The 26,917-nt window shown below is 58.8% G+C and carries 24 protein-coding genes; 4 read left to right on the forward strand and 20 right to left on the reverse strand.

All coding sequences use genetic code 11. From position 1 onward, the window contains the following. Nucleotides 1–64 precede the first annotated feature (64 nt). Nucleotides 65–937 carry an acetyl-CoA carboxylase, carboxyltransferase subunit beta gene (gene accD, locus AC1DU8_RS15330; RefSeq protein WP_457279350.1) on the forward strand — a complete coding sequence of 291 codons (873 nt, stop codon included), beginning with the start codon at nucleotides 65–67 and terminating at the stop codon, nucleotides 935–937. 120 nt (nucleotides 938–1,057) lie between these two features. After that, nucleotides 1,058–1,720 (forward strand): LON peptidase substrate-binding domain-containing protein, encoded by a 663-nt coding sequence (locus AC1DU8_RS15335; protein WP_457279351.1) that lies wholly within the window; start codon nucleotides 1,058–1,060, stop codon nucleotides 1,718–1,720. Nucleotides 1,721–1,737: 17 nt separating this feature from the next. On the opposite strand, the gene AC1DU8_RS15340 is transcribed toward AC1DU8_RS15335, so the two are convergent. From AC1DU8_RS15340 to AC1DU8_RS15420, 17 genes are all read right to left on the reverse strand, one after another. Beyond that, nucleotides 1,738–3,546, reverse strand: coding sequence for a polysaccharide biosynthesis protein (locus AC1DU8_RS15340; RefSeq protein WP_457279352.1), 1,809 nt, complete (start codon nucleotides 3,544–3,546; stop codon nucleotides 1,738–1,740). Continuing rightward, nucleotides 3,533–5,038 carry a DegT/DnrJ/EryC1/StrS family aminotransferase gene (locus AC1DU8_RS15345; protein ID WP_477688767.1) on the reverse strand — a complete coding sequence of 502 codons (1,506 nt, stop codon included), beginning with the start codon at nucleotides 5,036–5,038 and terminating at the stop codon, nucleotides 3,533–3,535. The genes AC1DU8_RS15340 and AC1DU8_RS15345 overlap by 14 nt, the downstream gene beginning before the upstream one ends. Continuing rightward, nucleotides 5,035–5,673, reverse strand: coding sequence for an acetyltransferase (locus AC1DU8_RS15350; RefSeq protein ID WP_457279354.1), 639 nt, complete (start codon nucleotides 5,671–5,673; stop codon nucleotides 5,035–5,037). Before AC1DU8_RS15350 ends, AC1DU8_RS15345 begins: the two co-directional genes overlap by 4 nt. 20 nt (nucleotides 5,674–5,693) lie before the next feature. Then, nucleotides 5,694–6,827, reverse strand: coding sequence for a UDP-N-acetylglucosamine 2-epimerase (gene neuC, locus AC1DU8_RS15355; protein WP_457279355.1), 1,134 nt, complete (start codon nucleotides 6,825–6,827; stop codon nucleotides 5,694–5,696). A gap of 5 nt (nucleotides 6,828–6,832) precedes the next feature. Continuing rightward, the gene (neuB, locus tag AC1DU8_RS15360; RefSeq protein WP_457279356.1) at nucleotides 6,833–7,879 is read right to left on the reverse strand and encodes an N-acetylneuraminate synthase; all 1,047 of its coding nucleotides are present in this window, start codon (nucleotides 7,877–7,879) and stop codon (nucleotides 6,833–6,835) included. Then, a complete protein-coding gene (locus AC1DU8_RS15365; protein ID WP_457279357.1) occupies nucleotides 7,873–8,661 on the reverse strand; it encodes an SDR family oxidoreductase in 789 nt (262 codons plus the stop codon). Before AC1DU8_RS15365 ends, neuB begins: the two co-directional genes overlap by 7 nt. A 15-nt stretch (nucleotides 8,662–8,676) precedes the next feature. Beyond that, nucleotides 8,677–10,038, reverse strand: a complete 1,362-nt coding sequence (locus AC1DU8_RS15370) for a glutamate-1-semialdehyde 2,1-aminomutase (RefSeq protein ID WP_477707093.1) — start codon at nucleotides 10,036–10,038, stop codon at nucleotides 8,677–8,679. A gap of 26 nt (nucleotides 10,039–10,064) precedes the next feature. Beyond that, nucleotides 10,065–11,048, reverse strand: a complete 984-nt coding sequence (locus tag AC1DU8_RS15375; protein ID WP_477688766.1) for a Gfo/Idh/MocA family protein — start codon at nucleotides 11,046–11,048, stop codon at nucleotides 10,065–10,067. Further along, complete coding sequence (locus AC1DU8_RS15380; RefSeq protein WP_477702641.1) at nucleotides 11,045–11,770, reverse strand: acylneuraminate cytidylyltransferase family protein; 726 nt, start codon at nucleotides 11,768–11,770, stop codon at nucleotides 11,045–11,047. Before AC1DU8_RS15380 ends, AC1DU8_RS15375 begins: the two co-directional genes overlap by 4 nt. Further along, complete coding sequence (locus AC1DU8_RS15385; RefSeq protein WP_477666248.1) at nucleotides 11,754–12,902, reverse strand: UDP-glycosyltransferase; 1,149 nt, start codon at nucleotides 12,900–12,902, stop codon at nucleotides 11,754–11,756. The genes AC1DU8_RS15380 and AC1DU8_RS15385 overlap by 17 nt, the downstream gene beginning before the upstream one ends. Nucleotides 12,903–13,106: 204 nt before the next feature. Next, nucleotides 13,107–14,411, reverse strand: a complete 1,305-nt coding sequence (glnT, locus tag AC1DU8_RS15390) for a type III glutamate--ammonia ligase (RefSeq protein WP_457279362.1) — start codon at nucleotides 14,409–14,411, stop codon at nucleotides 13,107–13,109. A 20-nt stretch (nucleotides 14,412–14,431) separates the two neighbouring features. Next, nucleotides 14,432–16,186, reverse strand: a complete 1,755-nt coding sequence (asnB, locus tag AC1DU8_RS15395) for an asparagine synthase (glutamine-hydrolyzing) (RefSeq protein ID WP_477726942.1) — start codon at nucleotides 16,184–16,186, stop codon at nucleotides 14,432–14,434. 9 nt (nucleotides 16,187–16,195) lie between these two features. After that, nucleotides 16,196–17,620 carry an aminomethyl-transferring glycine dehydrogenase subunit GcvPB gene (gene gcvPB / locus AC1DU8_RS15400; RefSeq protein WP_457279364.1) on the reverse strand — a complete coding sequence of 475 codons (1,425 nt, stop codon included), beginning with the start codon at nucleotides 17,618–17,620 and terminating at the stop codon, nucleotides 16,196–16,198. Nucleotide 17,621: 1 nt separating this feature from the next. Next, entirely contained in the window at nucleotides 17,622–18,995 is a 1,374-nt protein-coding gene (gcvPA, locus tag AC1DU8_RS15405) for an aminomethyl-transferring glycine dehydrogenase subunit GcvPA (RefSeq protein WP_457279365.1), read from the reverse strand. Between the two features lie 121 nt (nucleotides 18,996–19,116). Next, entirely contained in the window at nucleotides 19,117–19,671 is a 555-nt protein-coding gene (locus AC1DU8_RS15410; RefSeq protein ID WP_457279366.1) for a sugar transferase, read from the reverse strand. After that, nucleotides 19,668–20,483 (reverse strand): aldolase/citrate lyase family protein, encoded by an 816-nt coding sequence (locus tag AC1DU8_RS15415; RefSeq protein ID WP_477726943.1) that lies wholly within the window; start codon nucleotides 20,481–20,483, stop codon nucleotides 19,668–19,670. The genes AC1DU8_RS15410 and AC1DU8_RS15415 overlap by 4 nt, the downstream gene beginning before the upstream one ends. 22 nt (nucleotides 20,484–20,505) lie before the next feature. Then, the gene (locus AC1DU8_RS15420) at nucleotides 20,506–21,987 is read right to left on the reverse strand and encodes a lipid II flippase MurJ (protein ID WP_457279368.1); all 1,482 of its coding nucleotides are present in this window, start codon (nucleotides 21,985–21,987) and stop codon (nucleotides 20,506–20,508) included. 152 nt (nucleotides 21,988–22,139) lie between these two features. Here AC1DU8_RS15420 and lysS point away from each other — a divergent pair, with 152 nt between their 5' ends. Together lysS and AC1DU8_RS15430 are read left to right on the forward strand one after the other, a co-directional pair. Then, nucleotides 22,140–23,660 (forward strand): lysine--tRNA ligase, encoded by a 1,521-nt coding sequence (gene lysS / locus AC1DU8_RS15425; protein ID WP_477726944.1) that lies wholly within the window; start codon nucleotides 22,140–22,142, stop codon nucleotides 23,658–23,660. Between the two features lie 134 nt (nucleotides 23,661–23,794). Next, nucleotides 23,795–24,307 carry a YgjP-like metallopeptidase domain-containing protein gene (locus tag AC1DU8_RS15430; RefSeq protein WP_457279370.1) on the forward strand — a complete coding sequence of 171 codons (513 nt, stop codon included), beginning with the start codon at nucleotides 23,795–23,797 and terminating at the stop codon, nucleotides 24,305–24,307. 131 nt (nucleotides 24,308–24,438) lie between these two features. On the opposite strand, the gene nagZ is transcribed toward AC1DU8_RS15430, so the two are convergent. The 3 genes from nagZ to AC1DU8_RS15445 form a co-directional block, all read right to left on the reverse strand. After that, nucleotides 24,439–25,497: a beta-N-acetylhexosaminidase gene (gene nagZ, locus AC1DU8_RS15435; RefSeq protein ID WP_457279371.1), complete on the reverse strand. Its 1,059-nt coding sequence runs from the start codon at nucleotides 25,495–25,497 to the stop codon at nucleotides 24,439–24,441. Between the two features lie 63 nt (nucleotides 25,498–25,560). Continuing rightward, nucleotides 25,561–25,959, reverse strand: coding sequence for a holo-ACP synthase (gene acpS / locus AC1DU8_RS15440; RefSeq protein ID WP_457279372.1), 399 nt, complete (start codon nucleotides 25,957–25,959; stop codon nucleotides 25,561–25,563). Nucleotides 25,960–26,098: 139 nt separating this feature from the next. After that, complete coding sequence (locus tag AC1DU8_RS15445) at nucleotides 26,099–26,905, reverse strand: pyridoxine 5'-phosphate synthase (protein WP_457279373.1); 807 nt, start codon at nucleotides 26,903–26,905, stop codon at nucleotides 26,099–26,101. Between the last annotated feature and the right edge of the window lie 12 nt (nucleotides 26,906–26,917).

Raw genomic sequence — 26,917 nt, forward strand, 5'->3', positions numbered from 1 at the left:
ATAATTGCGCTTTTCGCCCGGCAAATGCCTCCGGATGCCGCCCGACACTCTAAGGACTAACTCGATGTCTTGGTTAGAAAAACTCCTCCCTCCCAAAATCAGCCCCACCGACCCGACCGAGCGCCGCAGCGTGCCCGAAGGCCTGTGGATCAAGTGCCCGAGCTGCGAAGCTGTGCTCTACAAGACCGACCTGGAAAAAAACCAGAATGTCTGCCCGCAGTGCAGCCACCACCACCGCATAGGCGCACGCGCCCGCCTGGACGCCTTTCTGGACCCCGAAGGCCGTTATGAGCTTGGCCAGGAAGTGCTGCCCGTCGACGCCCTCAAATTCAAGGACAGCCGCAAGTACCCCGAACGCCTGAAGGAAGCCCTGGAAAACACCCAGGAAACCGACGCCCTGGTCGTGATGGGCGGAGCCGTACACAGCATCGGCGTGGTGGTGGCCTGCTTTGAATTCGACTTCATGGGCGGCAGCATGGGCAGCGTGGTGGGCGAGCGCTTTGTGCGCGGCGTGCATGCGGCCATCGAGCAAAAAGTGCCCTTCATCTGCTTTACCGCCACCGGCGGCGCACGCATGCAGGAAGGCCTGCTAAGCCTGATGCAAATGGCCAAAACCAATGCATCGCTGACCCGCCTGGCCAAAAAAGGACTGCCCTACATCAGCGTGCTGACCGACCCGACCATGGGCGGTGTGAGCGCCGGCTTTGCTTTCGTGGGTGACATCGTGATCGCCGAGCCCAAGGCCCTGATCGGTTTTGCCGGCCCGCGTGTCATTGAGTCCACCGTACGCGTCACGCTGCCTGAAGGCTTTCAGCGCGCCGAGTTTTTGCAGACCAAAGGCGCAGTTGACCTGATCTGCGACCGCAGGGAACTGCGCAAGACCGTGGCCAATTCCCTGGCCATGCTGCTGCGCCAACCGGCTGATGCCGTCAGTTGAGAACCCGGCAAGCTCCCCTCGAAAAGCCCCTGAAGCAAAGCGTATTAGACGTACGAGAAGCTCACCGCACGGGTCACATGGGATGATGTGGTTCACGGCACTCCAAAGCACGATGAGACCATGCCAGAAGCCTTGACGCTGAGCTCCCTCCCCCTCTTCCCGCTGGGCGCGGTGCTATACCCGGGCGGCGTGCTGCCGCTGCGCATTTTTGAGGTCCGCTACCTCGACATGATCGGAAAATGCCACAAGGCCGGCGCGCCTTTCGGCGTTGTCTCGCTCACCGAAGGCTCCGAGGTGCGCCGGCCCGCCGATGCCGGCACACCCACGAGCGACGGCTTTGCAAACGAGGCCTTCAGCACCGTGGGCACCCTGGCCACCATCACTGAGTTTTCCATCCCCCAGCCGGGCCTGATGGTCGTACGCTGCACCGGTGCACAGCGCTTTGAAATCACCCGCCGTGAAAAACTCAGGCATGGCCTGTGGATTGCCGACGTCACCCGACTGGAAGACGACCAACCGGTGGAAATTCCGGTTGACCTGCAGGCCACGGCCAATGCGCTAGGCAAGCTGATCAAAAGCCTGCAGGAACGCGAGGTGCCGCAGGCACAAATGCCGCTATTGGCACCCTACAGGCTGAACGACTGCGGATGGGTCGCCAACCGCTGGTGCGAACTGTTACCGATGCCGCTGGAATTGAAGCAGCGCCTGATGCAACTGGACAACCCATTGATGCGGCTGGAACTGGTCGGCGACATTCTGGAACGTACAGGAATTTCGCTGTAAACAAGGAACCGGCCAAATCAGATCCGGGATTTGTACTCCGGAACATGACTGGTTAACCAAGCCTTCACGGTTTCGCCGGACGGTGCGGCACCAACAGCGGATATCCAGGCTGTTACATCGTCGATGGCAACGGCCTGATCGCCCGACGATTTGGCCACACGGAGCTTGGGATGGGGAGTGGGCTCCGTGGTTTCGTCATCAGCCATCAATTCTTCAAATAGTTTTTCGCCGGGACGCAAACCGGTGAAAGTGATCGGAATGTCGTGTTCGGATTTACCCGAAAGACGAATCATCATCCGGGCCAGATCCACAATTTTTACAGGCTCACCCATATCGAGCACGTAAATCTGGCCACTGCGCCCCATAAGCCCGGCCTGCAGTACTAATTTGGCGGCCTCCGGAATCGTCATGAAATAGCGCACGATGTCGGGGTGCGTCACAGTGATCGGGCCACCACGCGCAATTTGCTCAGTGAACAAGGGGACCACAGAGCCGCTTGAGCCCAGAACATTTCCGAACCGAACCGACACAAACTGGGTGTCGGTGTACTCGCGCGCAATGCTCTGCACCACGAGTTCCGTCATGCGTTTGGTGGCTCCCATGATATTGGTGGGATTCACTGCCTTGTCAGTGGAGATCAAGACGAACTTCTGGGCACCGCACGCACCGGCCACTTTAGCGGCGTGAATGGTTCCGAGAATATTGGTTCGGACCGCTTCGATTTCGTTATTCAACTCCATCAATGGGACATGTTTGTACGCTGCCGCATGAAAAAACACCGAGGGCTTGTACTGCATTGCGATGGCCTGCAAGCGGGCATGCTCCCTGACATTGGCCGTGTAATAGAGCCCCTGCATCTGCGGATGCGCTTCCCGCAGCTCCTGCTCCAGCTTGTAAATGGCAATCTCCGAGGCGTCCACACAAACCAGCCGGGCGACACCCAATCGCGCAATCTGCCGGCAAAGTTCCGACCCTATAGACCCGCCAGCACCCGATACAAACACGGTTTGCCCCGAAAAAAGCTCCGCCAGTCCCTGCGTGTCCAGTTCCACCGCCTGCCTGCCCAGCAAATCTTCCAGTTCAATTTTCCTCGGACTTGCGCTCTCGGACTGCAACCATTCATCCGGCCTCGGCATGGTTAGCAACGTCAGTCCGGGCGGACTGGACTGCATGAGGACCTCGCGACGCTCCCGAGAGCCCGGCGGACTGGCAATGAGCGCAGTTGATGCCCCCGTAGACGCAGCCATGTCGGCAATTGCAGCCGGAAATCCCAATACCGGTATCTGATGAAGATAACGCCCTTGTTCGGACTCAACGGATGAAGCAATACCCACACAATGCCACTGCCTGGATCCCTTGATCGCACGCAGGGCATCGGCAGCATCATGAAGCGATCCGACAATCAACAAGGCCCGGGATTCGTCCGACGGGCTACCGTGCTCGACAAATGTCCGCCAGGCAGCGCGAGCTCCGCCAAGCAATATCAATGCAACGAGTGGATGCAGCAGGAGGACAGATCGCGGAAAATCCGGATACCGGATCATCAGCACAGCGGCGGCAGCCAACAGTCCACCGAGAAATACCCCCCAAACCAGTTGCCGTAGCTCGGGCAGGCCAATGTACTTCCAGATTTGCCGGTCAACGCGTGCGATGACCAGTCCGGCCGAAGACCCAGCCAACGCCCATGGCATGCTCTGCAGGGCGAGTGCTTCAAACTCTTCAGGAATGTCAAAATTAAACCGCAACCAAAATGCGGCCCACCACCCTAAGCAAACCAGCAAGAGATCTGCAGTCCACAGCGGAACAGTCTCTTTACGCAAGCGCACGACGGCCCTCCATCATGAGCAGGACATGCCGCAAGTGATCAATCACACGATCCTGCTGAGCCGCATCAAGATTGGAGCCCGAAGGCAAACAGATACCGGTCCGGAAAAGACCGGCAGAAATATCGACATCAGGTTCATGCGAAAAATAAGGAGCATCCTCAAAGAGTGGCTGCAAGTGCATGGGCTTCCAGACCGGCCTGGCCTCAATCAAATGCCGCTCAAGCGCCTTCATCACCTGGCGGCTCCTCGCTTCGGCATCTGATCCCTGCAAGGTGAAACATGTCAGCCATCGGGTCGAGTGACAGCCTTCCGGCTCTGGCATCCACTGAAGTTGCTGAAAATCCGCCATCGCCTCTACATAACGCTCAAACACGCGCCGACGCTGCGAAACACGTTGTTCCAGCACCCGAAGCTGTCCTCGCCCAATTCCGGCCAGAACATTGCTCATGCGATAGTTAAATCCGATTTCGGTGTGCTCGTAATGAGCAGCGGGCTCACGTGCCTGTGTCGAGAGCTTTCGTGCCCTTGCGATCAGGTCGGGATCGTCAGCCACCAGCATGCCCCCTCCCGATGTCGTGATGATCTTGTTGCCGTTGAACGAATAAACTGCAACTTTTCCAAAAGCCCCACTACTCTTTCCCCTGTAGTGCGCGCCCAGTGACTCAGCCGCGTCCTCAAGTACAGGTACACCATAACGCTCGCAAATCGGAAGCAATGCGTCCATATCGGCGCTTTGGCCATACAAATTGACAAGAATGACGCAAGACGGCATTTTCCGCTCACGCTTGGCCCAGTCAAAAGCGCGTTCAAGAGCAGCTGGCGACATATTCCAACTCTCAGGTTCGGAGTCGATAAAGACCGGTTTTGCCCCGCAATAAACAATTGGATTGCAACTTCCAACGAATGTCAGGGAAGAGCAGAAGACAGTGTCATCGGGTTTCACGCCAAGCAAAATCAACCCAAGATGAATGGCGGCAGTTCCGGAACTGACAGCGGCGGCGTGTCCAACACCGACATGGCTTGCCAGCTCTGCCTCAAAACCGTCTACGTGAGGACCCAGCGGAGCTATCCAGTTGCTCTTGAAGGCATCATCCACAAACAGGGTTTCTTCCTCGCCGAGATGGGGCGACGAAAGCCAGACACGCTGCGATAACTCACGACGAAATATCACATCCAGCAACTTTCCCGCAGCGTCCAGCACTGGCACGTGATCTATCTGGTACTGATCCATTAACTGCAGTACTGCTGCCGCGCTTGCTTCCTCGCCAACTGTAATCGGCGGGGTTTCCGGCAACGTACTCACCGGCATTGAATCCCCAGCGTTGCCAAGAATGGCCCTTCGTAAATCGCCATCCGTCAGCGTACGCGCAAGCGCACCTTTGTTGTCCAGCACGAGCAGGATTCCGCGCCCAGTTTGGTCCATACGCAACAACGCTTCTCGTAACGTAAGACCTGGCGGTACGGTTAAAGCCGTCAGCATGGCTGGGTTCACTTGATTCTCCTTGCCGGGACACCTGCATAAACACCCGCGTCCACAAGGTTGGCACGCACAACAGCGCCAGCGCCGACAGTAACATCATCCGCAATGACGATACCTGGCAGTACGACTGCACCAGAACCGATCAACACACGTTGCCCGACTTTCACCTCACCCCCAAGAACCGCATTGGGTGCAATGTGGGAAAAGGATCCAACAAGGGCATCGTGATCGACCACGGCGCCATGATTGACAATGACACAAACCCCGACTCTTGCGCTCGGTGCTATCACTGCGCATGCCGCCGCAAAGCATCCCTCGCCAATAGTACAGAAGGGAGAAACCTGAGCCGCAGGATGAATCAGCGAAGCAAGGCGCGAATATCCCCACAACACGGCCTCGCGTTCGCGCGATAGGTTGTTGCCAATCGCGATGTGGATCAGATATGGGAACACCGCCAAGCCCTGCACACCGAGTAGATCTACGCCAGGCAAAAGTTCGCCATGACAGCGCTGCGGGTCGCGATCCGAGGCCACAATGTGCGTCCAGCGTTTCCCGCGCAGCGCAGCATCGGCCACCACCCGGCCATGACCACCCGCGCCGAAAACAATCAGCGACTCGGGTTTTATGGCTATCGCACGGGAATTCATGGTGTGGCGGCTATATTTACTCAATAGGAATTGATCTTCTCAAGCACTGAACGGTCCAGAGAAAGGTCGACAAGATGGCTCGCAATACGCGGACCCGACAGCCCATCACCATACCTATTGTCACACGGCCATTTTCCGTGCCTCAACGCTTCGGCAATCGCGACAGTGATCGCGCCGGCTTCTACGGGGACATCCTGTACATTGGCATTTCTTTCCCTAAGTCTCTGGCGATCACCGACGTTGACCACCGGTGTACCGAAGGAGGCGGATTCGATAATCCCAGCAGACGAGTTTCCGACCATCACAGCACAATGTCTCATGGCCGCACAAAATAGATTGCGCTTTAAATGACGGAACCGGCGAGACCCGGCGGGAAGTGCCACTTCGTCGAGCGCTTTCAAAATGTCACCGGAGCCGGCATCGGCATTAGGCTCCAACCAGACTACCGGCAGACCTGTCTTACCCAGCGCCTGCAACAGCGCGGTAGTCTGCCCACAAGCATCCCCCGCCTGCTGCACCACTGGGTGAAACACAGCCAGCACGAAGGCCCCTGCCGACAGACCAAGGCCCTCCCGACACGCTTCGGGAGAAATGTCCGCGTCCTGCGCCAAATCATCAAGGCCGGGGGCGCCCGTCACATAAATCCGCTGCTGCGGCTCGCCCATACGAATCAACCGCTCCCGTGACTGCTCGGTGGCTACAAGATGGTAGGTAGCCAGTTTGCTGATTGCGTGCCTGACTGGTTCATCAACCGTACCAGATCGCTCGCCGCCATGAACATGCACACAAACAATTCCCAGATGCAAGGCGGCAATCGCTCCTGCCAACATCTCGCCACGATCACCCAATACGACCAACAGGTCCGGACGTTCACGATCAAGCAGGACGGTCAGTCCCTTGAGGCACTCGGCGATACCGGCAGACATGCTCTGCGGGCTGCGCGTTGAAACATCGACAGGAATCTCCCCACAAATGCGCAGACCGGCATCGCGAATATCTTCAATGGTGTTGCCGTAACGGGCGTCGAGATGCATGCCGGTGACTGCCACACTGAGACCGGCAAGCCGTGCGGTTTCGATCAGCGTACTCCGCATCAAGCCAAAGTCGGCCCGCGTTCCGCTCAGGTAGATGATTTTTCGCCGATATTCGCCCATGGCACTCAATCGCCTTCCGAATCGGAGAGCTGATTCCATTGAATAACCGAATCCGCAGGAATTGCGACGAGCGAGCGTCGGCCAACGACACGCTGAAAATCCCGTGGCGCGATACCGGTCGCCGGCCGCCGGCAGGCCAGCATGGTTGCAAGCACAACTTCCCCGGGCGCTATGTCAACCGCAGCAACGACACTGCGTCGGGCGACACGAGCAGTGTCAATCTCCTCGGGAAGCGGTTGTTTAAGGCCGTCACCCAGCATCGCACTAACCCGTCTTATACCTTGCGCCATGCGCAAAAATTCACCAGGCTCAAGAGAAGCGCTGTGATCTGGCCCGGGAAGCGTGCGGTCCAAAGTAATATGCTTTTCGATCACGCTGGCGCCTATCGCCACCGCAGCGAGGGATGCTTCGACGCCCATACTATGGTCTGAGTAGCCGGTGGCAAGCCCGAGATCTTGCGCCATGCTTGCCAGCGCCAGAAGGTTCAAACTGCTATCAGGCGCCGGGTAGGCAGAAGTGCAATGCAATACCACGACATCGTGCAGGCCACCGCGTGCGGCACCGATCCAGCCGAGCGCCTCGCGAATTTCTGCCATCGTCCCCATGCCTGTGGAAATGATGAGCGGCAACCCGGTCGCCGCCGCATGTTCAACCAGTGTGCGATGTGTAAGTTCGCCCGAAGACAGCTTAAGCCGCCCGACACCGAGACGGACCAACATGTCAACGGCATCGACAGAAAACGGCGTAGAGAAAAATTCGATGCCGATGGCATCGCAATACTTTTTGATCTCCCCGTGCTGTGCCTCAGACAACTCCAGCTTCGCAAGCATCGCGAACTGGTCTTGAGCACCTGTTTGACGCTCCTGGTACTCCGCTGTCGGAGCACCACGAATGACCAAGTCTTCGGCCCGGAAAGTCTGAAATTTGACCGCATCCGCACCTGACGCTTTCGCCGCATCGCACAGACGTAACGCCATCGTAAGCTCGCCGTTATGGTTGACTCCCGCCTCGGCAATCAGAAAAACCGGCTTCGCCGCTTCGTTCCCTACCATGCGGTCCACCCGCCATCAACGACCAAATTATGACCCGTCACATATTTTGCGGCATCGCTGCTGAGGTAGCGCATTGCATTGACCATGTCATCGGCTCCGCCCATGCGCCCCAGGGGAGTGCGGCGCGAATAGTTTTCCACAAATGTATTATTTTGTCCGCTAAATACACCGCCTGGCGTCACGGCATTCACGCGCACACCACGATGGCCCCAGTACGCCGCCAGGTATTTTGTTAGTCCCCATAGACCGGCCTTGCTGGCGGCGTAGATGGCGGGAGTGTTAATCGCCCGACCAAGATATTCCGAGCCTTCATAAATGCGCTGGTCAGGCGCGACAATGCCATAGATTGACAGGGTGTTTACAATGCTGCCGCCGCCACGATGCGCCATCGCACCGCCGAACACCTGCGCACAAAGCATTGCGCCGGTCAGATTGACCGACATCACCTCATTCCATTCGTCAATCGGAAAGGTTTCGAAAGGCTCGAAAAAGTTTTCGCTTTTGGTCGCTGCATTGTTTAGCAGTACATCCGGGGTGCCCCATTTTGCGAACAACAACTCGAACGCATGTTTTACGTCATCCTGTCGGGCAATGTCTGTTGCGCAGGTCAGCAGACCCTCATGCGCCGGACCGAGGCTTTTCTCAAGAAGGTCGGCATCACGGTCGAGTGCGAACACCCGAGCGCCAGCTTCGATAAAGGCCGCGCTAATTTGACGCCCGATAATGCCCGCCGCGCCCGTAACGACGACGACTTTCCCATCAAGCCCGAATGGATCGCTCATACGCCGCCCTCCGCCCTAGTTATATTGCCGGAACACTGGCTTGATAGGATCACCGATCAACAGGCCCTGTGTGCCGTTCTCGAGCGCCTGCGCGTAGATTCCGAAGGCCTTCTGTGCCGCCTGCATCGTCCGGTCAAGGTCCGCCTGGTTATGTGCGTAGCTCGGCGCGATCCATGGCATCAACACCCCGCCGCGTATCATCTCCTGTGAAAAAAGCGTGCGCAGCCTGAGATCTGCCTGACCTTGTGCGTCAAGCGTCAGGTAGTTCATGGAAATTGCATTGCCTTGAATCTGGAATGAATGGTCGACACCAGCCTCGCGCGCGAGCGCTTCAAGCCCTTCGATAAGCTCGCGACCGAAACTCCATAAATGCTCAACAACCGGCAACTCCTCATAGATGCTGACAGTTTCCATAAACGCGGCGAGACTCGACATTTCGCCGCCATGAGTCGTCGAGATCAGGAAAGTGCGCTCCTGGCCGGGACGGTTGATGCCACCAACTTCCATGACCTCACGCCGGCCGACCAGCGCGGCCATGGCAAAACCGTTGGCCATGCCTTTACCGAAGGTTGTCAGGTCCGGGCTAACGCCGAACAAATACTGCGCGCCCTTGAGATGCCAGCGAAATCCAGTGATCATTTCGTCGAGAATGAACAATGCGCCGTCGCGTCGGCACAACGCCTGTACCTGTAGCAGAAAATTGCCTGCGTGGCCCGGGCAACGTTGGCAGTCAGGAGGCGCCATGCGATTGGCCGAAGCACATTCCGGGCAAGGACCGACCGTAGTGGCTGGTTCAAGCATCACTCCGGCGATGTTTCCCGGATGCGCATCAAACAACGCCTGCAGACTTGCGATATTGTTGTAGTCGAAGAGCAGCGTGGTCTGATGATGAATCGGCGGAATGCCGCGCTTGAGCTGGGTCGCTCCGATAAACCAGTCGTCAAACGAAAAAAATGGATGCTGGCGCGGTACACAGATGTACTGCCTGCCCGTGTAGGCCCGAGCCACCTTTGCGGCAGCCGTCGTGACATTCGAGCCGTTTTTGGCGAACTTCACCATGTCCGCGCCATCAATTAACGCAACCAGGCGCTCAGCCGCTTCCAGTTCCAGCACAGAAGCGCGGGTCAGGTTGACACCAAGCGACATACCTCCCATGGCCGCGCGATTCACCCTATCGTCGGCATAGCCGAGCGTAACCGCGCGCAAGCCCATCCCATAGTCCAGAAATGTCCGTCCATCGGCGGCCTTGACGTAAGCCCCCTTGCCGCTGATCAATATCTCCGGTGCGTTCGCTGGATACTGGTCGTCCCCACGCGAATAGGTATGAGCGCCGCCAGGGATGACTCGATGCAAGCGCTCGCGGAATGACATGCTCATGGTTCGAAAGCCTTTCTATTCAACGGTCAGGTTATGACACCGTTTTCGATGGTTTCAAGCAATTCCAACACACGAATATCCGCCGCAAGGTTGTGCGAAAACACTGATTCGCCTCGCACCGCAGCAAGAAAACTGCCCACTTCATCAAGATACATTGCTTCGCCGATGTTCCGGTTGTACCCGACTTGAGCGGCCATCTTTGGCTGATGCAGCTCGAGCACGCGCCCGGCGTCTGCTTCATACACGCGCACCCGAGCTTCGTCCCAGTCCCAGTAAAGTGACGCACGTTCGAAATTCAAGGTAAGCCTGCGCACCGCTTGGCGAGCCACAACGTCAACTACCATGGTTCCGACAAATCCGCCGAAGCTCAGCAACGAGGCGTAAGTGTCGTCGATAGGCGCACCTACGTCGGTGGTCCTCATCCGAAGGCCCTGTACCGCTAGCGGCCAACCAAACACCTCGACCATCCAGGTCAACTCGAACGGCACAATTTCCCGCGCACCGCCGGTCAGCGGCTGAGAAACATAATAATCGCTGACTTTTTCCCAAGGATGCCAATCTGGCAGATACTGCCCGCAGTGATAGGAGAAATTGCAAACCTTGCCATAACGCTGGGATTTCACGATGGCGGCTATGTCGCGAATCGCCGGATGAAATCGAAGCGTGCAGGACGGCGCGATCAATACCTTATGACGGTAAGCTCGTTCAAGCAGCTCCGGCAATGGATCGCGAATTACACTGGCTTCCACGAAACAAGGGCGATAAGCGTCGATGGCCCATGCCATCGCCGTATGATGCTGATCCGGTGGTGTGCAGATCAATATCACGTCGAATGCCTGCAGATCGGTCGACTGCAAGGTCTCGACAGTCTTGATTCCGTACTGTGCGGCAGCCGCTGCACGACGCTCCGGGGCCCTATCGAAGCCGCAGATCGATGTCACCGCATGATGTTGCAGACAACGAATACGTCGTTTACCCATCGATCCGAGGCCAATCACCAATGCCTTCATGGCAACTCTCCCTTGAAATGTTGGATGATGGCTTCGACACATGCAAAGTCGAATTCATCATCGATCTCATAGTTTTGCCATCGCTGAATTTTGTAGCCCATCACGTTGCGCGGATAAAAAGTCATATCGCGGCGAAGCACCGCAGTCTTAATCGCATAAGCCACGCCATATGGAAAATAGGCGACAGACCCAGCAACGTCGGCGGCAGGCGGCACAGCGTCGCCCCACTTCGAGAGATAGCCGTCAGCACCGACGACTTTCATGACATCGGGTTTCTCGAGTTGAACCTCGCCGACCGAAACCACAGCGTCGGCCACATCCCAGTGACGTGCTAACAGTGCAGCCACCGCGTCGATGTCACCACTCGCGCGCAATGGCGAAGTCGGTTCAAGCAGGATTACGGCATCAAATTCATGCCCATGGTCATGCCAATAATCGAGCGCGTGCAACACCGCATCCACCGAACTGCAATCGTCACCCGCAAGCTCGGCAGGTCGCAGGAAGGGCACCTCGGCACCAAAACGAGACGCGACATCAGCGATGGATGACGAGTCCGTCGACACCATAACCTTGTCGAGCGAATGCGCCGAACGCGCGGCGTCGATGCTCCACGCCAATACAGGTTTGCCCTGCAGCATCCGAATGTTTTTCCCGGGCAACCGCTTGCTCCCACCCCGCGCCAGGATAATACCGAGCAGAGACAACTTATCCGGCATGCCCATGACCGTGCCCTTTCACAAGCTGCAAAATATGCAACGCCACGGCGGTCGCCGCTTCCGGTACTTCGCGTGCAGCCGACAACTCCCGACAGCGGTGGTCCAAACCCTCGTCAAGTCGTTGTTGGAGCATGGCGATGTCAGACGCACCGTCAGCCAGGCCGAGGGCTTGGTAATCAAGGCCTGTGCTTTTGACAAAAGGCGAAAAGGTGATATTGATCAAACGTTTCCCGGCAAAATAGGCCTGCGCCCCGACGGTGCTTCCCTGAACGATGACCTGGTCCGCCGCCAACAACACAGGCAGTAGCGGTTCGATTTGGGGTTGACTCCAATGTAGCCGCGGAACTCCCTGCGGCACCGGAAAGCGGTGCCATTCGTTGGGATGATAACGAATAACAAGCGCGGCATCAGGACGAGAGTCAAGCCAAGACACCAGACAATCCTGCACCAGCCGCGCCAGACCGGTACCGGCGAACTCGTGCGGCAAAGCGTCGGGAGCCTCCAGGTGGCCCGCCCACAGCACGATATTTTTTTTATCCCAGCCCATCGACCGGCGAAATGTCTCGCCAGCTTGCCGCGCCGTCGACGTGCCCAAAACATCGAATGCCGGATTACCGGTCACGAATAACCGGTCCGCATTAAACCCCGCATTCACCAAATTGGCCTTAACCCCTTCGTTCAGCACAGTCAACCGGTCGGCGTAAATCTTTCGTCGCAAAAACGGATCACTCGCCAGCGCGAACAGATCAAGCATTGACAAAGTGGGAATGCCAAGCTCAATAGCAACAGCAACGGCAGCCTGCTCACTGCGCGGTGAATTAGTCGTAACGACTACGTCTGGACGAACCCTACCGAGTACTCGCTCGAAAAATCGCAATGGCATAAATCCCTGGCGTCCCTGACTGTGCCAGCGCGCCCAAGCATCCTCCTCGCCCAACTCATCAACGAGTTCGGCAAAATTGAGACCAAGGTAAGCCAGAGACTCAGATGTATCTATCGATGGGTGAGATTGGCCTCGCATCATTTGATGACCATAGGCCTTGATCCGCTCCCACTCTGCAGGATCGCAAAAATCACGGTAACCAAGCGCCATCTCGCCAGCATCGTGGGCAACTGCGAAAGCAGTGGTCAGCGCCATAAGCCGAAGTTCAATAGCTGGCGAAAGCTGGCGTAACGCTCGCATTACGGGCAGGCACATTTCGATATGCCCGCCACCATAACTGACAAAGAGCACTCTCATCGATGAACACGCATGGGACGAACGGTTTTTCTAGCGTGCGAATTTGGCCAGCTTGGAAACCTTTGGCTTGACCGAACACACGGCATGACGCAATGCAGTCCGTCAATAAAAATCAACGTATCGCCGGAACTCAGCCGGCGCGATATGGAGCAACAATTCGTCGCACTCAAGGTGCTTAAGCCGTGTGAACTCGTCGACAAAGGCTTGACCAAGCCCGGCACACAATGCTTCATCAGATTCCAACGCATCAAGTGCATTTGGCAGCGAAGCCGGCAACCGCTGAATCCCGCGTGCATCCAGCTCATCCGATCTCAGTTGGTAAAGATTTTCGTTGCACGGCATCCCAGGATCAAGCTTACGCTTGATGCCGTCCAGACCCGCATAAATGATGGCAGCGGTCAGGAGATAAGGATTTGATGAGGCGTCAGGAACGCGCAACTCAAGCCGCCCCCCCGGAATACGGACAAACGCGGTCCGGTTGTTATTACCCCAGGCAATATTGACCGGCGCCCAGGTAGCACCAGAGCGCGAGCCGCGCGAGACCAGTCGCTTGTAGGAGTTGACGCATGGAGCGGCGATCGCGGTCAACCCCGGGGCATGAGCCATCAGCCCGCCAAGGAAATGATAGGCCAAGGGACTCAAATTCATGCCGCCCGGATCAGCCTTATCTTCAAAAGCGTTGTCACCAAATTTTTTGCCCGCCGACATGTGCATATGCAGACCGCTGCCCGAGCGTTCGGCAAACGGTTTCGGCATGAACGAACACAGCATGCCGTGTTTTTTCGCGATCGCCGTCGCTGCCATTTTGAAGTAGGTCAGGTTGTCTGCTGTGCGCAGACCATCTGCATAGGTGAAGTTCATCTCAAATTGACCGTTTGCGTCTTCATGGTCAATCTGATACACGTCGATATTCGCCCCCTCGAGTGCGGCGCGCAACTCCATGAGAAATTCAGACACCGACGACAGGTGCCGGAAGTCGTAACAAGGCTTGTCGAGCGACTCCGAGCCGGTGGCAACCTCGTATCCACCAGCAGCAGTTGCTTTGAGCAGAAAAAACTCGGGTTCGAGGCCGGAGAAAAATTCAAGGCCCGTGGCCTCGCGAAAGGCGGCAATCGCCTTCTTGGCGATGACGCGTGAATCAAGCGCATGTGGTTTGCCATCGACATGTCCATCGCAGCTCACGCTGGCCGTCGACGGCATCCAGGGCACGGGACGCACGCTGTCGCGGTCACCGACGGCCATGAACTCCTGGCCATGTGGACCCATTCCCATACCGGCAATCGCAAAGCCCGCGAAGCCCGCCCCCGCCCCAAAAATCATTTCCTTGTGCTTGCCAGGCACCAACTTTGCCTTGGGCCGGCCATGAATATCGACAAACTGCGCGAGGTAGTAATCAAAATCTGCCATGTCCGGCCTTCCGTCTTTAATTATGCGTTTTCGGGAAAAAATTCCTGCAACCAGAGCTTCGTCATCAACAGAGTACGTAGCTGTTTCGTATGGTTATGCAAACCACTGCGGTGCTCCTCCAGCATCACCAGCAGCTCATTGCGGTCGAAGCGGCCGCCATCAGGCAGGTTCAGCACTTCGCGTGCCCAGGTATAAAGCGGCCCTTTGATCCACTCGCCAATCGGCAGGGTCGGCATGGTCTTGGGACGGAAGACGAAATCGTGGTCGAAATAGCTCGCCGCGGCCTGCTTGAGAAAATGCTTGCCGATGCCATCGCGGAACTTTGAAGTCACTGGTAGGCGTGCAAACATTTCGCTGACCCGGTGGTCGAGAAAAGGTGCACGGCCCTCGATTGACCAGCAGGCTCCCATACGGTCACCCTTGACCGAATTATTGCCCGGCATGAGTGAGTTGAGTTCATAGGCTGCAACCTGCTCTGCCGGCTCAAGGTCGCCGAATGGCTCGATGATTTCCATAAACCTGTCCAGGGCGCCCTGGGTGTGCGGGAAAAAAGCCGGGCTCATCATCCGCTGACGGTCTTTTTCGGTGCTGTAGCTGATCAGGTCGAAGTAGCTGCGCATCGGAAAATTGGTGCGTGTCATTTCCGAGAAAAACTGTTCGTTGTGACGGAAGCCGAGCATCACCTCGTCAGGTCCATCACCCGTGAACATCACGATTTTTCCCTGCTTGTGTGCCTCACGCGAGAGCAGGAAGAATAAAAAAAATGAAAAATCACCGTGTGGCTGTTCCGCGTGCCGCACCACAGTTTGTGCAATCTCAGGAATGTCGGCTGGCTTGATATCAAGCGGCTTCAGATTGATATCGAGCTCCGATGCCACACGCTCAGCATAGGAGTACTCCGAAAACCCCTTGTCCTCGATGCGTAAGCCGATTGCATCGAGTTGCGGCCGGTTCCATTGCGGCACCAGCCGATTGGCGATCACCGACGAGTCGACACCGCCAGAAAGAAACAGGCCACCGTCGACGTCAAACCTCATTTGCAGCTTGATTGCCTCGTTAAGTGCCTTCTCAAGCTGTTCCTGAGACGCTTCAACACGCGGACCATCGAGGGGCCAGCTCCAGTAGCGCACCGGTTCGGAGAATTTTCCCGCTCCATAGCGCATAAAAGTGCCGGGCGGCAGATGGCGAATGCCCTCAAAGCAAGTCTCCGGCGGAGGGCAATAGTTGAAGGTAAAGACATTGCCAAGCGCGGATTCATTGACTTTGCGTTTAAATTTCGGCAGCGCAAGGATGGCCTTTATTTCACTGGCGAAAGCCAGGCCGCCTTGATAAGGGGCATAAAAGCACGGCTTGATGCCCTGGCGGTCACGCGCAAGCATGCCGGTTTCCGTTCGTTGATCCCAGATAAAAAAAGCGAACATGCCGACCAGGTCGTCGAGCATTTTTTCGCCTTTTTCGCACCACAGATGCACCAGCACCTCGGTGTCGCAGCGCGACTTGAACTTGTAGCCCTTGGCCTTGAGCTGTTCGCGCAACTCAATGAAATTGAAGATTTCGCCGTTGAAAACAACCCAGACCTTGCCGTCGGTACTCGACATGGGCTGCATGCCGTTTTCGGGATCCACCACTGCAAGTCGTGCGTGACCCAGCACCGCCTGCCCAAGGTCCTCCACCCCCTGCTCATCGACCCCACGGTACTTGATGCAGTCGATCATCTTCCAGACATCATCTTTGGTCGTACCCGCAGCGTTGACCACGCCAGCTATTCCACACATGGCAAATCCTTAAGTCTTCAAATCAATTCGTGCAATTTTTCGGCTCAGCGGTGCACTTTCGACAAGCGCTTCATCGGTAGCATCCTCATCAAAGACCCGCTGGAAAATTTCCACCTGGTAGTCCAGGCTGGCCTTGGTCTCTGTTTCGGTTGGCTCGATCAACATCGCCGACTTGAGGTCACCCGGGAAATAAACGCAGCCCGCACCTACCAGCGTTGGCGGATGGATGCCGTAATCGATGAGCCGCTTGGCGAACTGGCGTGCCGATGTATTGAGCTTCTCGCCCGACAACAGGGTTTCATGCTTGCAGAACTGGTCGTAAACCGGCGGCAGCATTGGCGCCAGCCGGTGCTGCAGGTAATTGGCGTTCAGCACCGCATTTTCGGACGCCTGGCGCAAGCCGGCCCCACCCATAGTGCGCAAGTAGCCGTAAGCACGCAGCAACACACCAACATGGCCGTGGAAGCTTTTCATGCGACCGATGGAAAGCGGCCTGTCGTCGTCTCGTTGAGCCACGCCGTTCTTTCGAACTGCGACCGGGCTCGGCAGATAGGCAGCCAGCGCGGCCTTGACCGCGACCGGGCCGGCGCCCGGTCCACCGCCGCCATGCGGCGTCGAAAAAGTCTTGTGCACATTGACGTGAACTACGTCAAAACCCATGTCGCCGGGACGCACGATACCCATCAGTGCATTGAGATTGGCACCATCGTAATAGAGCAATGAACCGTTGGCATGAACCGCATCGGCAATCTCGACGATCTGGTCCTCAAACAGGCCCAGAGTTGAGGGATTGGTCAACATGAAAGCCGCGACATCGGAGGTCAACATCCCGCGCAGCGCGGCAAGATCGACCCGGCCCTTGAGGTCGGACGGCACGATACGGCAGTCAAAGCCCGCCATGGCCGCCGACGCCGGGTTGGTGCCATGTGCCGAGTCGGGTACCAGCACCACCGGGCGACGGGTATTCAGCCGCGCAAAATGTGCACGGATCACCAGCAGGCCTGCGAGTTCGCCATGGGCACCGGCAGCAGGTGCCAGGCAGCAGGCGTCCATCCCCGTAACCTCGCAAATCATGGCCTGCAGCCTCTCGTACATTTCCCAGACGCCGCCGAGCGTGTCGGTATCCTGCATCGGGTGGGCATTGGCAAAACCAGAAAGACGTGCGAGCTCGTCATTGCGCTTCGGGTTGTATTTCATCGTGCACGAGCCCAGCGGATAGGGCCCGTTGTCGACACCATGAGACTCCTGGCTCAGGCGAGTGAAATGCCTGACGACGTCAACCTCGCTGACTTCGGGCAGCCCAATGGCGGTACGGGCTCGTGCAAAAATCGGCAGCGCAGGCGTCTTCCCGGACAGGCGTCCGGCAAAGACATCGCTGGCCGCGCCAGAGCGGTGCAATTCGGTGATGGTCTGGGAGGCGGACGTAGCAGCCATCTCAGCACTCCTGCAGGCAAGCCCGCGCATGCGTGGCATAAGCCTCGATATCAGCGCGTGATTTGGTTTCAGTGACCGCGACCAGCAGGCCGTTCTTGTGGCCCGCCAACGCAGCCGCGATGGGCACACCCGCGAAAAATCCGAGCTTGCGCATGCGCGCACAAAAGGCCGTGGCGGCAACAGGCAATTCAATCGAAAATTCGTTGAAAAAAGCGCCGCTGCGCAGCGACCTGACGCCGGGCAGCGCAACCAGCAGCTCGTGCAGCAGGGCTGCATTCGCCGCATTAGCCTCAGCGATTCGCATGAAATTTGCGTCACCCAGGCACGCCAGGTAGATTGCAACGCGAATCGCATTGAGCGCCTGGTTGGAACAAATGTGGCTGGTAGCCTTGTCGCGTGCCACGTGCTGCTCGCGATCTTCCTTGACCAGCGCGTAACCAAGTTTTCCGTTGAGGTCGTGCACCCGGCCGACCAGCCGGCCCGGCAGGTACCGTTCAAGTGGTTTGCTGCAAGCAATGATGCCGACATAAGGCCCGCCTGCACTGAGCGGTAAACCAAGCGTTTGGCCTTCGCAGACAACGATGTCGGCTCCGAGCCTGCCAGGCGCTTCGATCCAGCCGCAAAGCAACGGGTTGACACACACCCCAAGCAGTGCCTGCCCTTGTTTGCAAATCGGCGAAAGTGCTGCGACATCCTCGACGACGCCAAGGGCATTGGGGCTTTGCAGCACGACACCGGCGATATCGCCGGACGCTAACAATGCGGCTATGGCCGCGACGTCGATCTGGCCAGTGCCAGCATCATGCCCTGCGCTATCGAGCCGAACACCACGCGGCTCCAGATAGGTAGTCAACACTTCGCGATATTCGGTCCAGAGGGCCTGAGCCACCACAATACGGCGCTTACCGGTGGCTGAACACATCATCCAGCACGATTCGGCAAGCGCCGTCGCACCGTCATACACCGAGCAGTTGACGGACTGCTGGCCCAGCAAGCGGCCCACAAGCACCTGAAACTCAAACAGGGCCTGTAGCAGGCCCTGGCTCATTTCGGGTTGATAAGGCGTGTAGGCCGTAAGGAATTCGCCGCGGGAAACGATGGCGTCGACAACGGCCGGAATGTAATGCTCGTAGGCGCCGCTGCCGAGAAAATTTGAATGCGTGAGTACTGTCTGGTTCAGCCCGGCCATCGCCGTGACATCACGCATTAGCTCCCATTCGCTAAGGGCAGGAGGAATGTCAAGCTCGCGCCGAAGGCGAACCTGCTGCGGCACATCGGCAAACAGCTGTTCCACCGAAAAAAGCCCTATTGCCTCAAGCATTGCCTGCCGGTCGGAGCCCGTGTGAACGTTGTAGCCGATCGGCTTTTGCTCCATGGGAGATTCAGCTTGTCTTTGATTCACGTTGTTTCAGCGGCCAGAGCGCTGCTTTGGGGAGTCGGCTGCAATAGCGGGATTATAGGGTCCGGCCCCTGCTGAAGCGGACAACCATGTCCCCTCAATTGGCATGTTTACCGCCGAGTTGGCGTACCGTTCCCCAGAGAATCCGGATATCGAGCCAGCATGAATTCTCCTGGACATATTGCTGGTCAAGGGCGCACTGTTGCTCAAACGAGATGTCCGAACGCCCGCTGATCTGCGCCAGGCCGGTGATTCCGGGCAACACGCTGCAGCGGCTTTCCCATTCGGCGGCTGTATACAGGGACCGCTCGGCCGGCACATGCGGCCTCGGGCCGACCAGGCTCATGTCACCTCGCAGCACATTGATCAATTGAGGCAGCTCGTCAATGCTGGTTCGCCGGATCCAGCGGCCCGCCCGTGTAATACGCGGATCGTTGTTCGCGGTGAAATGTGGTCCGAGCCCCGGGGCATTTCTGACCATGCTGCGAAATTTGTACATGTCAAATTCCCTGCCATTTTTTCCGATCCGCGTCTGACGAAAGAAAACCGGGAAACCGCTATCGAATCCGATCACAAGGGCTGCCAGCAGCAGCAATGGCGACAGCAGCAGTAGCGCCATAAACGACAGTGCCATGTCCATCAGGCGTTTCATGCGGGCCTTGCCGTCTGCGCGAGCTGGCCGATCAACGCGGCCACGCGTATGCGGTCGGCATCAATTTGTGCCGCGCTACGCTTCGCGAGTCCGGACTCGGCCTCGCGAAGCGCTTCCACCGCCGCCTCGAACGACTGTTCACCATCGGGCCGGTTGAAAGTCCGCGAAAGAATCACCGCCTGCGAACCCAGGCGCAAATGCTCACCCATAACATCGCGGCCGGGAAGTGAGCCCTCGTCTGCGCGGGCGATCCCGCCAAAGCCCATCGGTAAACCTCGCCGCCTTGCCGCTGCCGCTACGCGGTCAACATGGCCCTGGGCCAACGGCTCGAACATGAAGCGGCAGCCCATCGCCAAGTGCAGGTCATTCAGGCCGACGAAGACCTCTCCAAGCCCCGGCGTGTCCAGCCATTGCTCGAGTGATTCGAGCGCACCCACGGTTTCGAGCAGGGGCACTACCGGCACACGGCCATCGACGATTTCGCAGAAGCTCCGCAATTCCTGCGCGGTCGAAAACATCGGAAGCATCAGCAGGTCGGCCCCTTGCGCAAGCACAGCATCGACCTCCGCACGGGCTGCAGCTGGCTGATCGAGCCGGTATGGATTGACGCGGACCATGAGACGCGAGTGCCGTAAAACTGCCTTGACACGGCCCACATCGCCAATCTGGTGCGTACTGATGAAAGTGTTGCGCCCGGCCTGGCGCTCGGCCTTGCCATTGCGCTCAAGATCGACAAACAGCCGCATGGCCGGCATCCGGTCACAGCGTTTCGCCAGCTCTGGCTGGTTGGTAATGGTCAGTAAGTCAATCATGGGACGAAAGAGGAATAAGCCATTATTGCCCGCCGGCCTGCGGCACGGCCAACGGCTGGCGGCCCAGAAAACTGCGCAGCAAAGGGCTGGCCAGCAGCGCGCTGGCCAACACCACTACCGCAAAAAAACTGGCTGCCAGCGCGCTGGGCAGAAAATTCCAGCGGCCAAACCAGCGACTGGCCGCTACCAGAAGCAGGCAAGCGGCCAATGGGGCAAGCATGGCACGCCACGGCAGCGCCCGGTGAAGCTGCTCGCGCTCGGCAAACAACATGGCGAGGGTGATGCCAGCCAATACAGCATTGAGCGCACCCATCACAAGCGCGCCTCCGGCAAGCCCGGACCAAGCTGCAACGGCGAGCGCAGCCAGGCCGGCGACATAAGCCCAGACCGCGCGGTGCATATGCCCCGATGCAGCCATGACTGTCAGCAATACGGCGATCAAAGCCTGTGGCAGCAGTGACCAGATACCGATGGCCCCCCAGCGCGCAATAACTTCCAGATGCCCGGCATCCATGCGGCCCCAGCCAAACAGCAGTTGAGCAAGCGGCAGCGAAAAGCTGCCCACCACGGCAATCGCTGCGCAAGCCAGGGCCCAGGCCAGGAGAAAGGCAATTTGCAAAGCCCTGTCGCGTTCCGCAGAGCCCGCTTGGGTGCGGGTGATTGCCGGAAAAGCCAGGCTGGCCACGAGCTGCACCGCGAGCACCAGCGGCAACTCCACCAGCTTCCAGGCGTAATTAAAGTCTGCGAGGGCCCCCTCCCCGGCCTGGGACGCCAGGCTGCGCCCCATCAGGGGCAACAGCAGCAGCAGGCCCGAAGACAGGCCGGCCCATATCCATATGCCCGCAGCAGGCGGGGCCGGCATAGCCATCGCCGCCGGATCAGTCGGCGCAGCCTGCGGAAGCCGCCAGCCCAGCCAGCCGAGGCGCGCGACCATCGCCAGCACAAGGAAGCAGCCCAGGATAAAGACAGTTCGATCTCCGCTGTTTTGCGGCGCCAGGAACAGCGCAAAAACCAGCAGCAGGTTGACCACGAGATTACCGCTGTACATGCCTACGAAATCCCGTTCATGCTGCAACCGCGTTACCCAGAGCGCGGCCAGCATGGCCAGCGGCAGCACGGCGGCGCTCCAGGCCAGCGAGTCGCGGCCAAGGATGGCCATGTCGCCCCGCAGGCCAGGTGCAAGCGCATGGGACAGCGCCCCCCGAAGTAACCAGATCAGCAAAGCCAGCACAAGACCAGTGCCGAGCAGCGCCCGTGCGACTTTTTTCTGGCTGGCATCCTGTTGCGCAGGCGTTTGGCGCGCCCATTCCGGCAACAACACGTAACCCAGGGCGCCGCTGAACAATATGCCGACCAGCAAGTCCGGCAGGGTGAACATCACAATCACCGCGTCGCCAAGTCCGGTGGCGCCAAAAGCAGCGGCCTGGGCCGATTCCCGCAGGAGGCCGAGCAGGCGGCTGGCCATGAGCAAACCCAGGGAAAAAACGCCGGCGCGCAGGTACATAGGCGGGATTATCAAGGCTTAAATAGGGGCAGCCGGCCCTGAATGGGGAAACCAGCCACTTAAAAAACTAAAATCAACGGTTTGGCGCTTTATCCGCACAGCCACAAAACCGGCCTGATAGCGGCGCCCCGATCGTTTTCACACTTCTGACCATGTCCGATAACAACACCTTGCCCCCCGCCCAAGACGAAAACAAGCTGATCGCGGAACGCCGCGAAAAGCTCAAGGCCATCCGGAGCCAGGGGATTGCGTTCCCGAACGACTTCAAGCCGTCCGACCACGCGGGCAAGCTGCACGCCGCGCACGGGGAAAAAGATGGCGAGGCGCTGGCCGCCGAGGCGGTTTCCGCGAAAATCTCCGGCCGCATGATGCTCAAGCGCGTGATGGGAAAAGCCAGCTTTGCGACCTTGCAGGACAGCACCGGGCGTATCCAGATTTTCCTCACGCGCGACGAAATAGGCGAAGAGCTCTATGCCGCTTTCAAGCATTGGGACCTGGGTGACATCGTCGCGGCAGAAGGCAAGGTCTTCAAGACCAAGACCGGCGAGTTATCCATCCACGCCACCAGCGTGCGCCTGCTGACCAAGAGCCTGCGCCCCCTTCCTGGAGATTTTTATGGCATGGCCGACCAGGAGCAGAAATACCGCCAGCGTTACGTGGACCTGATCACCGACGAGCAGGCACGCAAGCGTTTCACCGCCCGCAGCAAGGCCGTCAGCTCTATCCGCGAATTCATGGTCGGCCACGACTTCCTCGAGGTCGAGACGCCGATGCTGCACCCCATCCCGGGCGGAGCCAATGCCAAGCCGTTCAAGACGCACCACAACGCGCTGGACCAGGAAATGTTCCTGCGCATCGCGCCGGAGCTTTACCTCAAGCGCCTGATCGTCGGCGGTTTTGACCGCGTCTTCGAGATCAACCGCAGCTACCGCAACGAGGGCATCTCGGTACGGCACAACCCTGAATTCACCATGATGGAGTTCTACGCGGCCTACTGGGACTACAACGACCTGATGGACTTCACCGAAGCATTGATTCGCGACGCAGCCCAGAAAGCCGTGGGCACGCTACAGCTGAGCTACGGCGGCAAGGAAGAAAAAGTCGACCTCGCCAAACCCTTTGCCCGCCTGACCATTCGCGAAGCCATCCTCAAGCACACCGAAGCCGGCAACAACGTCGATGACACCGTGTGGCTGACGAATGCGCTGCGCAAGCTGGGCATGAACGAGGAAAAAGACCGCCTGTCTACACGCTCCCTGGCCGGCCTGCAGGTGCTGTATTTCGAAGAGCTGGTCGAAGAAAAGCTCTGGCAACCGACCTTCATCATGGAGCACCCGACCGAAATCTCCCCCCTGGCCCGCGCCAATGACAGCCGCCCTGAGGTGACAGAGCGCTTTGAGCTCTACATCACCGGCCGCGAATTCGGCAATGGTTTCAGTGAGCTGAACGACGCTGAAGAGCAGGCCGCGCGCTTTAACGCCCAGGTAGCCGCCAAGGACAGCGGTGACGACGAAGCCATGTTTTATGACCACGACTTCATCCGCGCGCTGGAATACGGCATGCCGCCGACCGGCGGCTGCGGCGTCGGCATAGACCGGCTGATGATGCTGCTGACCGACAGCCCCAGCATCCGCGATGTGATTCTGTTCCCCGCGCTGCGACGTGAGGTTTAGCCCACGATCGCGCACTTCGCCATACGCGATTCCACACCAGCAGGGGCCGCGGGACTGGCTTTGCCAGACCGCTGGCGCCGCCCCCTTGAGGGGGAACAGGCTACACGCAGTGAGCCTGGACGGGGGTGAACCATATGCCACTCAAATACCTTCTCGGCTACCCCGACAGTCTGCAGACCCAGGTGCAGCAGTTGCTGGCGCAAGGCCGGCTGGGTGAGGTGCTGCTCGCCAAATACCCCCTTGCCCATGGCGTGCGGACGGACAAGGCCCTGTACGACTACGTGATGGGGCTCAAAAGCGAGTTTTTACGCAGCTCGGAGCCACTCTCCAAAGTCGCGTTTGACAGCAAGCTGCACGTGATTGCCCATGCGCTGGGCACACACACCACCGTTTCCAGGGTCCAGGGCAGCAAACTCAAAGCCAAGCGTGAAATCCGGGTGGCCACGCTGTTCAGGGAAGTGCCGGAAGAGTTTTTGCGGATGATTGCGGTGCACGAGCTGGCCCACATCAAGGAAAAAGCGCACGACAAGGCTTTTTACCAGCTCTGCACCCATATGGAGCCGCGCTACCACCAGTATGAATTTGACCTGCGGGTGTACCTGACGCATATGGATGCGGTGGGCCGGCTGGAGTGGCCTTCAGCCTGACCCCACTGCGGTGTGGTCACAGCCGCCCGCGCGGGTCCCGAATCGGTCAAATTTACAAGAAAAATGCCTGAGACCCAATACAGTCTTGCGCCAACAGCTATTTATTTAATAGCATCTCCGGCAAACGCATCTCAGGGAATCAGTCCCATCGCGTGCATGTAGGCAGGGTGCAGCATCAGTTCGTCCCATTCGTGGGCTGGGATGGCGGGCAGCAGGTCCAGCCGGCGCAGCTCGCTGGACTCCAGCGCTTCCCACTGGCCCTTGAGCAGCGCCTCGGCCATGCCGTCCAGCAGTTCGTCCACCGGTTTGCCCTCCCCCACCGACTGGTTGCACAGCAGGACCATGTCGCAGCCGGCGTTAAGCGCCGTGACAGCAGCCTCGGTGTAGCTGACTTCCTTGCCGTCAATGAGGCGTGCGCCGGCCATGCTCAGGTCGTCGCTGAAAATCGCGCCGCCAAAACCCAGCTGGCCGCGCAGGATGTAGGTCAGCCACTTTTCCGAAAAACCTGCCGGCCTGGCGTCCACCTTGGGGTAGATCACATGCGCCGGCATCACGCTGGTGAGCGTGGTGTTCAGCCACTCATAAGGCGCGGCGTCGTCGGCCAGAATGGCCTTCAGGCTGCGTTTGTCGACCGGGATGTCGGTATGGGAGTCGGCCTTGACGAAACCATGGCCGGGGAAGTGCTTGCCACAATTGGCCACACCGGCCTGCAGCAGGCCGTGCATCAGGCTTTTGGCCAGCAGCGTGACCACGCGCGGGTCGCGGCCAAAGGCGCGGTCGCCGATGACCCCGCTTTCACCCCAATCGAGGTCCAGCACCGGCGTGAAACTGAAATCAACGCCGCAAGCGCGCAACTCGGCACCCAGCACGTAGCCACAGGCGGTGGCGGCGTTGGTGGCCGCAAGCTGGTCCTTCATCCACAGCGAGCCCAGCGCGCGCATGGGCGGCAGGTGGGTAAAACCATCCGTCCTGAAGCGCTGCACGCGCCCGCCTTCGTGGTCCACGCAAATCAGCAAGTCCGGCCGGATGCTCTTGATCTCAGCACAGAGCGCGCTCAGTTGCCGGCGGTCTTGCCAGTTGCGGCCAAACAGGATGATCCCGCCGGTCAATGGGTGCTTGAGGCGCCGGCGGTCGGCCTTGGTCAGCGTGAGGCCGGCGATGTCGATGATGAGGGGAGCGTGCTGGGTCATGGGATTGAAATCAGGAATTAAATACTATTAAATTGATAGCTGCTAGCGCAATATTGACGGGCGCTAGGGGCTATTTTTCTCTACAACCACAAAACTGGCGGCGTAATCGGTTTCGTCGGTGACGGACACATGGGCAGTGAGCTGGCGGGCTTCAAACCAGGCCTTGAGCGTGCCGTGCAGCACGATCTCGGGTTTGCCGCTGGGCGCCTTGGCGATTTCACAGCTGCGCCACGTCATGGGCATCCGCATGCCGGTGCCGATCGCCTTGCTGAAAGCTTCTTTGGCTGAAAACCGGGTGGCAAGGTAGCTGACGCCGCGGTCGGGCCAGCGGGCGCTGCGGTGTTTCCAGGTGGCAAGTTCACCGTCGCTCAGAATCCTGCGGGCAAACCGTTCACCATGCCTCTCAAGGCTGGCGCGGATGCGGCGCACGTCGCAGATGTCAGTACCGATTCCGTAGATCATTCTGCCCGCACAGTCGCTGCCGTAAGGTGACACAAAACAGGCCAGCTCGAGCCGTGGAACCGGCTTTGCCGGGCCACAGGCGGGCGGCCCCCTCGGGGGGCAGCGACCCACACGCAGTGGGGGAGCGTGGGGGCTCCAATCATGCGGGGGCGAATGCCTGGGTGATGCTAAGCAGGTAACGCCGGGTGGTCGCGGCGTAACCCAACTCGAGGGCGTCGGCAACAAAAGCGTGGCCTATCGACACCTCCAGCACGTTGGGTACTTCTCGCACAAACTCTGTGAGGTTGTCGCGGTTCAGGTCGTGGCCGGCGTTGATGCCCAGGCCGGCTGCCGCAGCGGCCTGGCCCGCACGGGTAAAGCGCGCCAGAACTTCGGCCTTTTCAGGAGTTGCCCAGGCGCGCGCGTAGGTCTCGGTATAAAACTCCACCCGGTCGGCGCCCACGGCCTTGGCCGCTGCCATGGCTTCGGGAATCGGGTCCATGAAAAGACTGACCCGCACACGGCGGTCATGCACCTGTTCTATCAGGGGCTGCAGGCGCTCAGCGTCTTCGGGGAAATTCCAGCCGTGGTCGCTGGTGAACTGGTCTTCGCTGTCGGGCACAAAGGTGCATTGGTGCAGCGGCAGGCCCCGGGCGGCCAGATCGTGCACAAAGCCCATCAGATTCTGGAACGGGTTGCCTTCGATGTTGAATTCGCGGTCTGGCCAGTCCTTCATCAGCGCGGCGAGTTCAAAGACGTCGTCACGGCGGATATGCCGCTCGTCGGGCCGCGGGTGCACCGTGATGCCCTGTGCACCAGCTTCCAGGCACAGCTCGGCGGCACGGCGCACGCTAGGAATATCCAGGTGGCGGGAATTTCGCAACAGGGCGACCTTGTTGACGTTGACCGACAGTGCGGTCTTGTCATACACATGGGACACGAGGGGAGCGGGCGAAAGGAGTTTCATGGCGGTTGCTCG

This window comes from Polaromonas sp. P3_A5 (assembly GCF_056403055.1).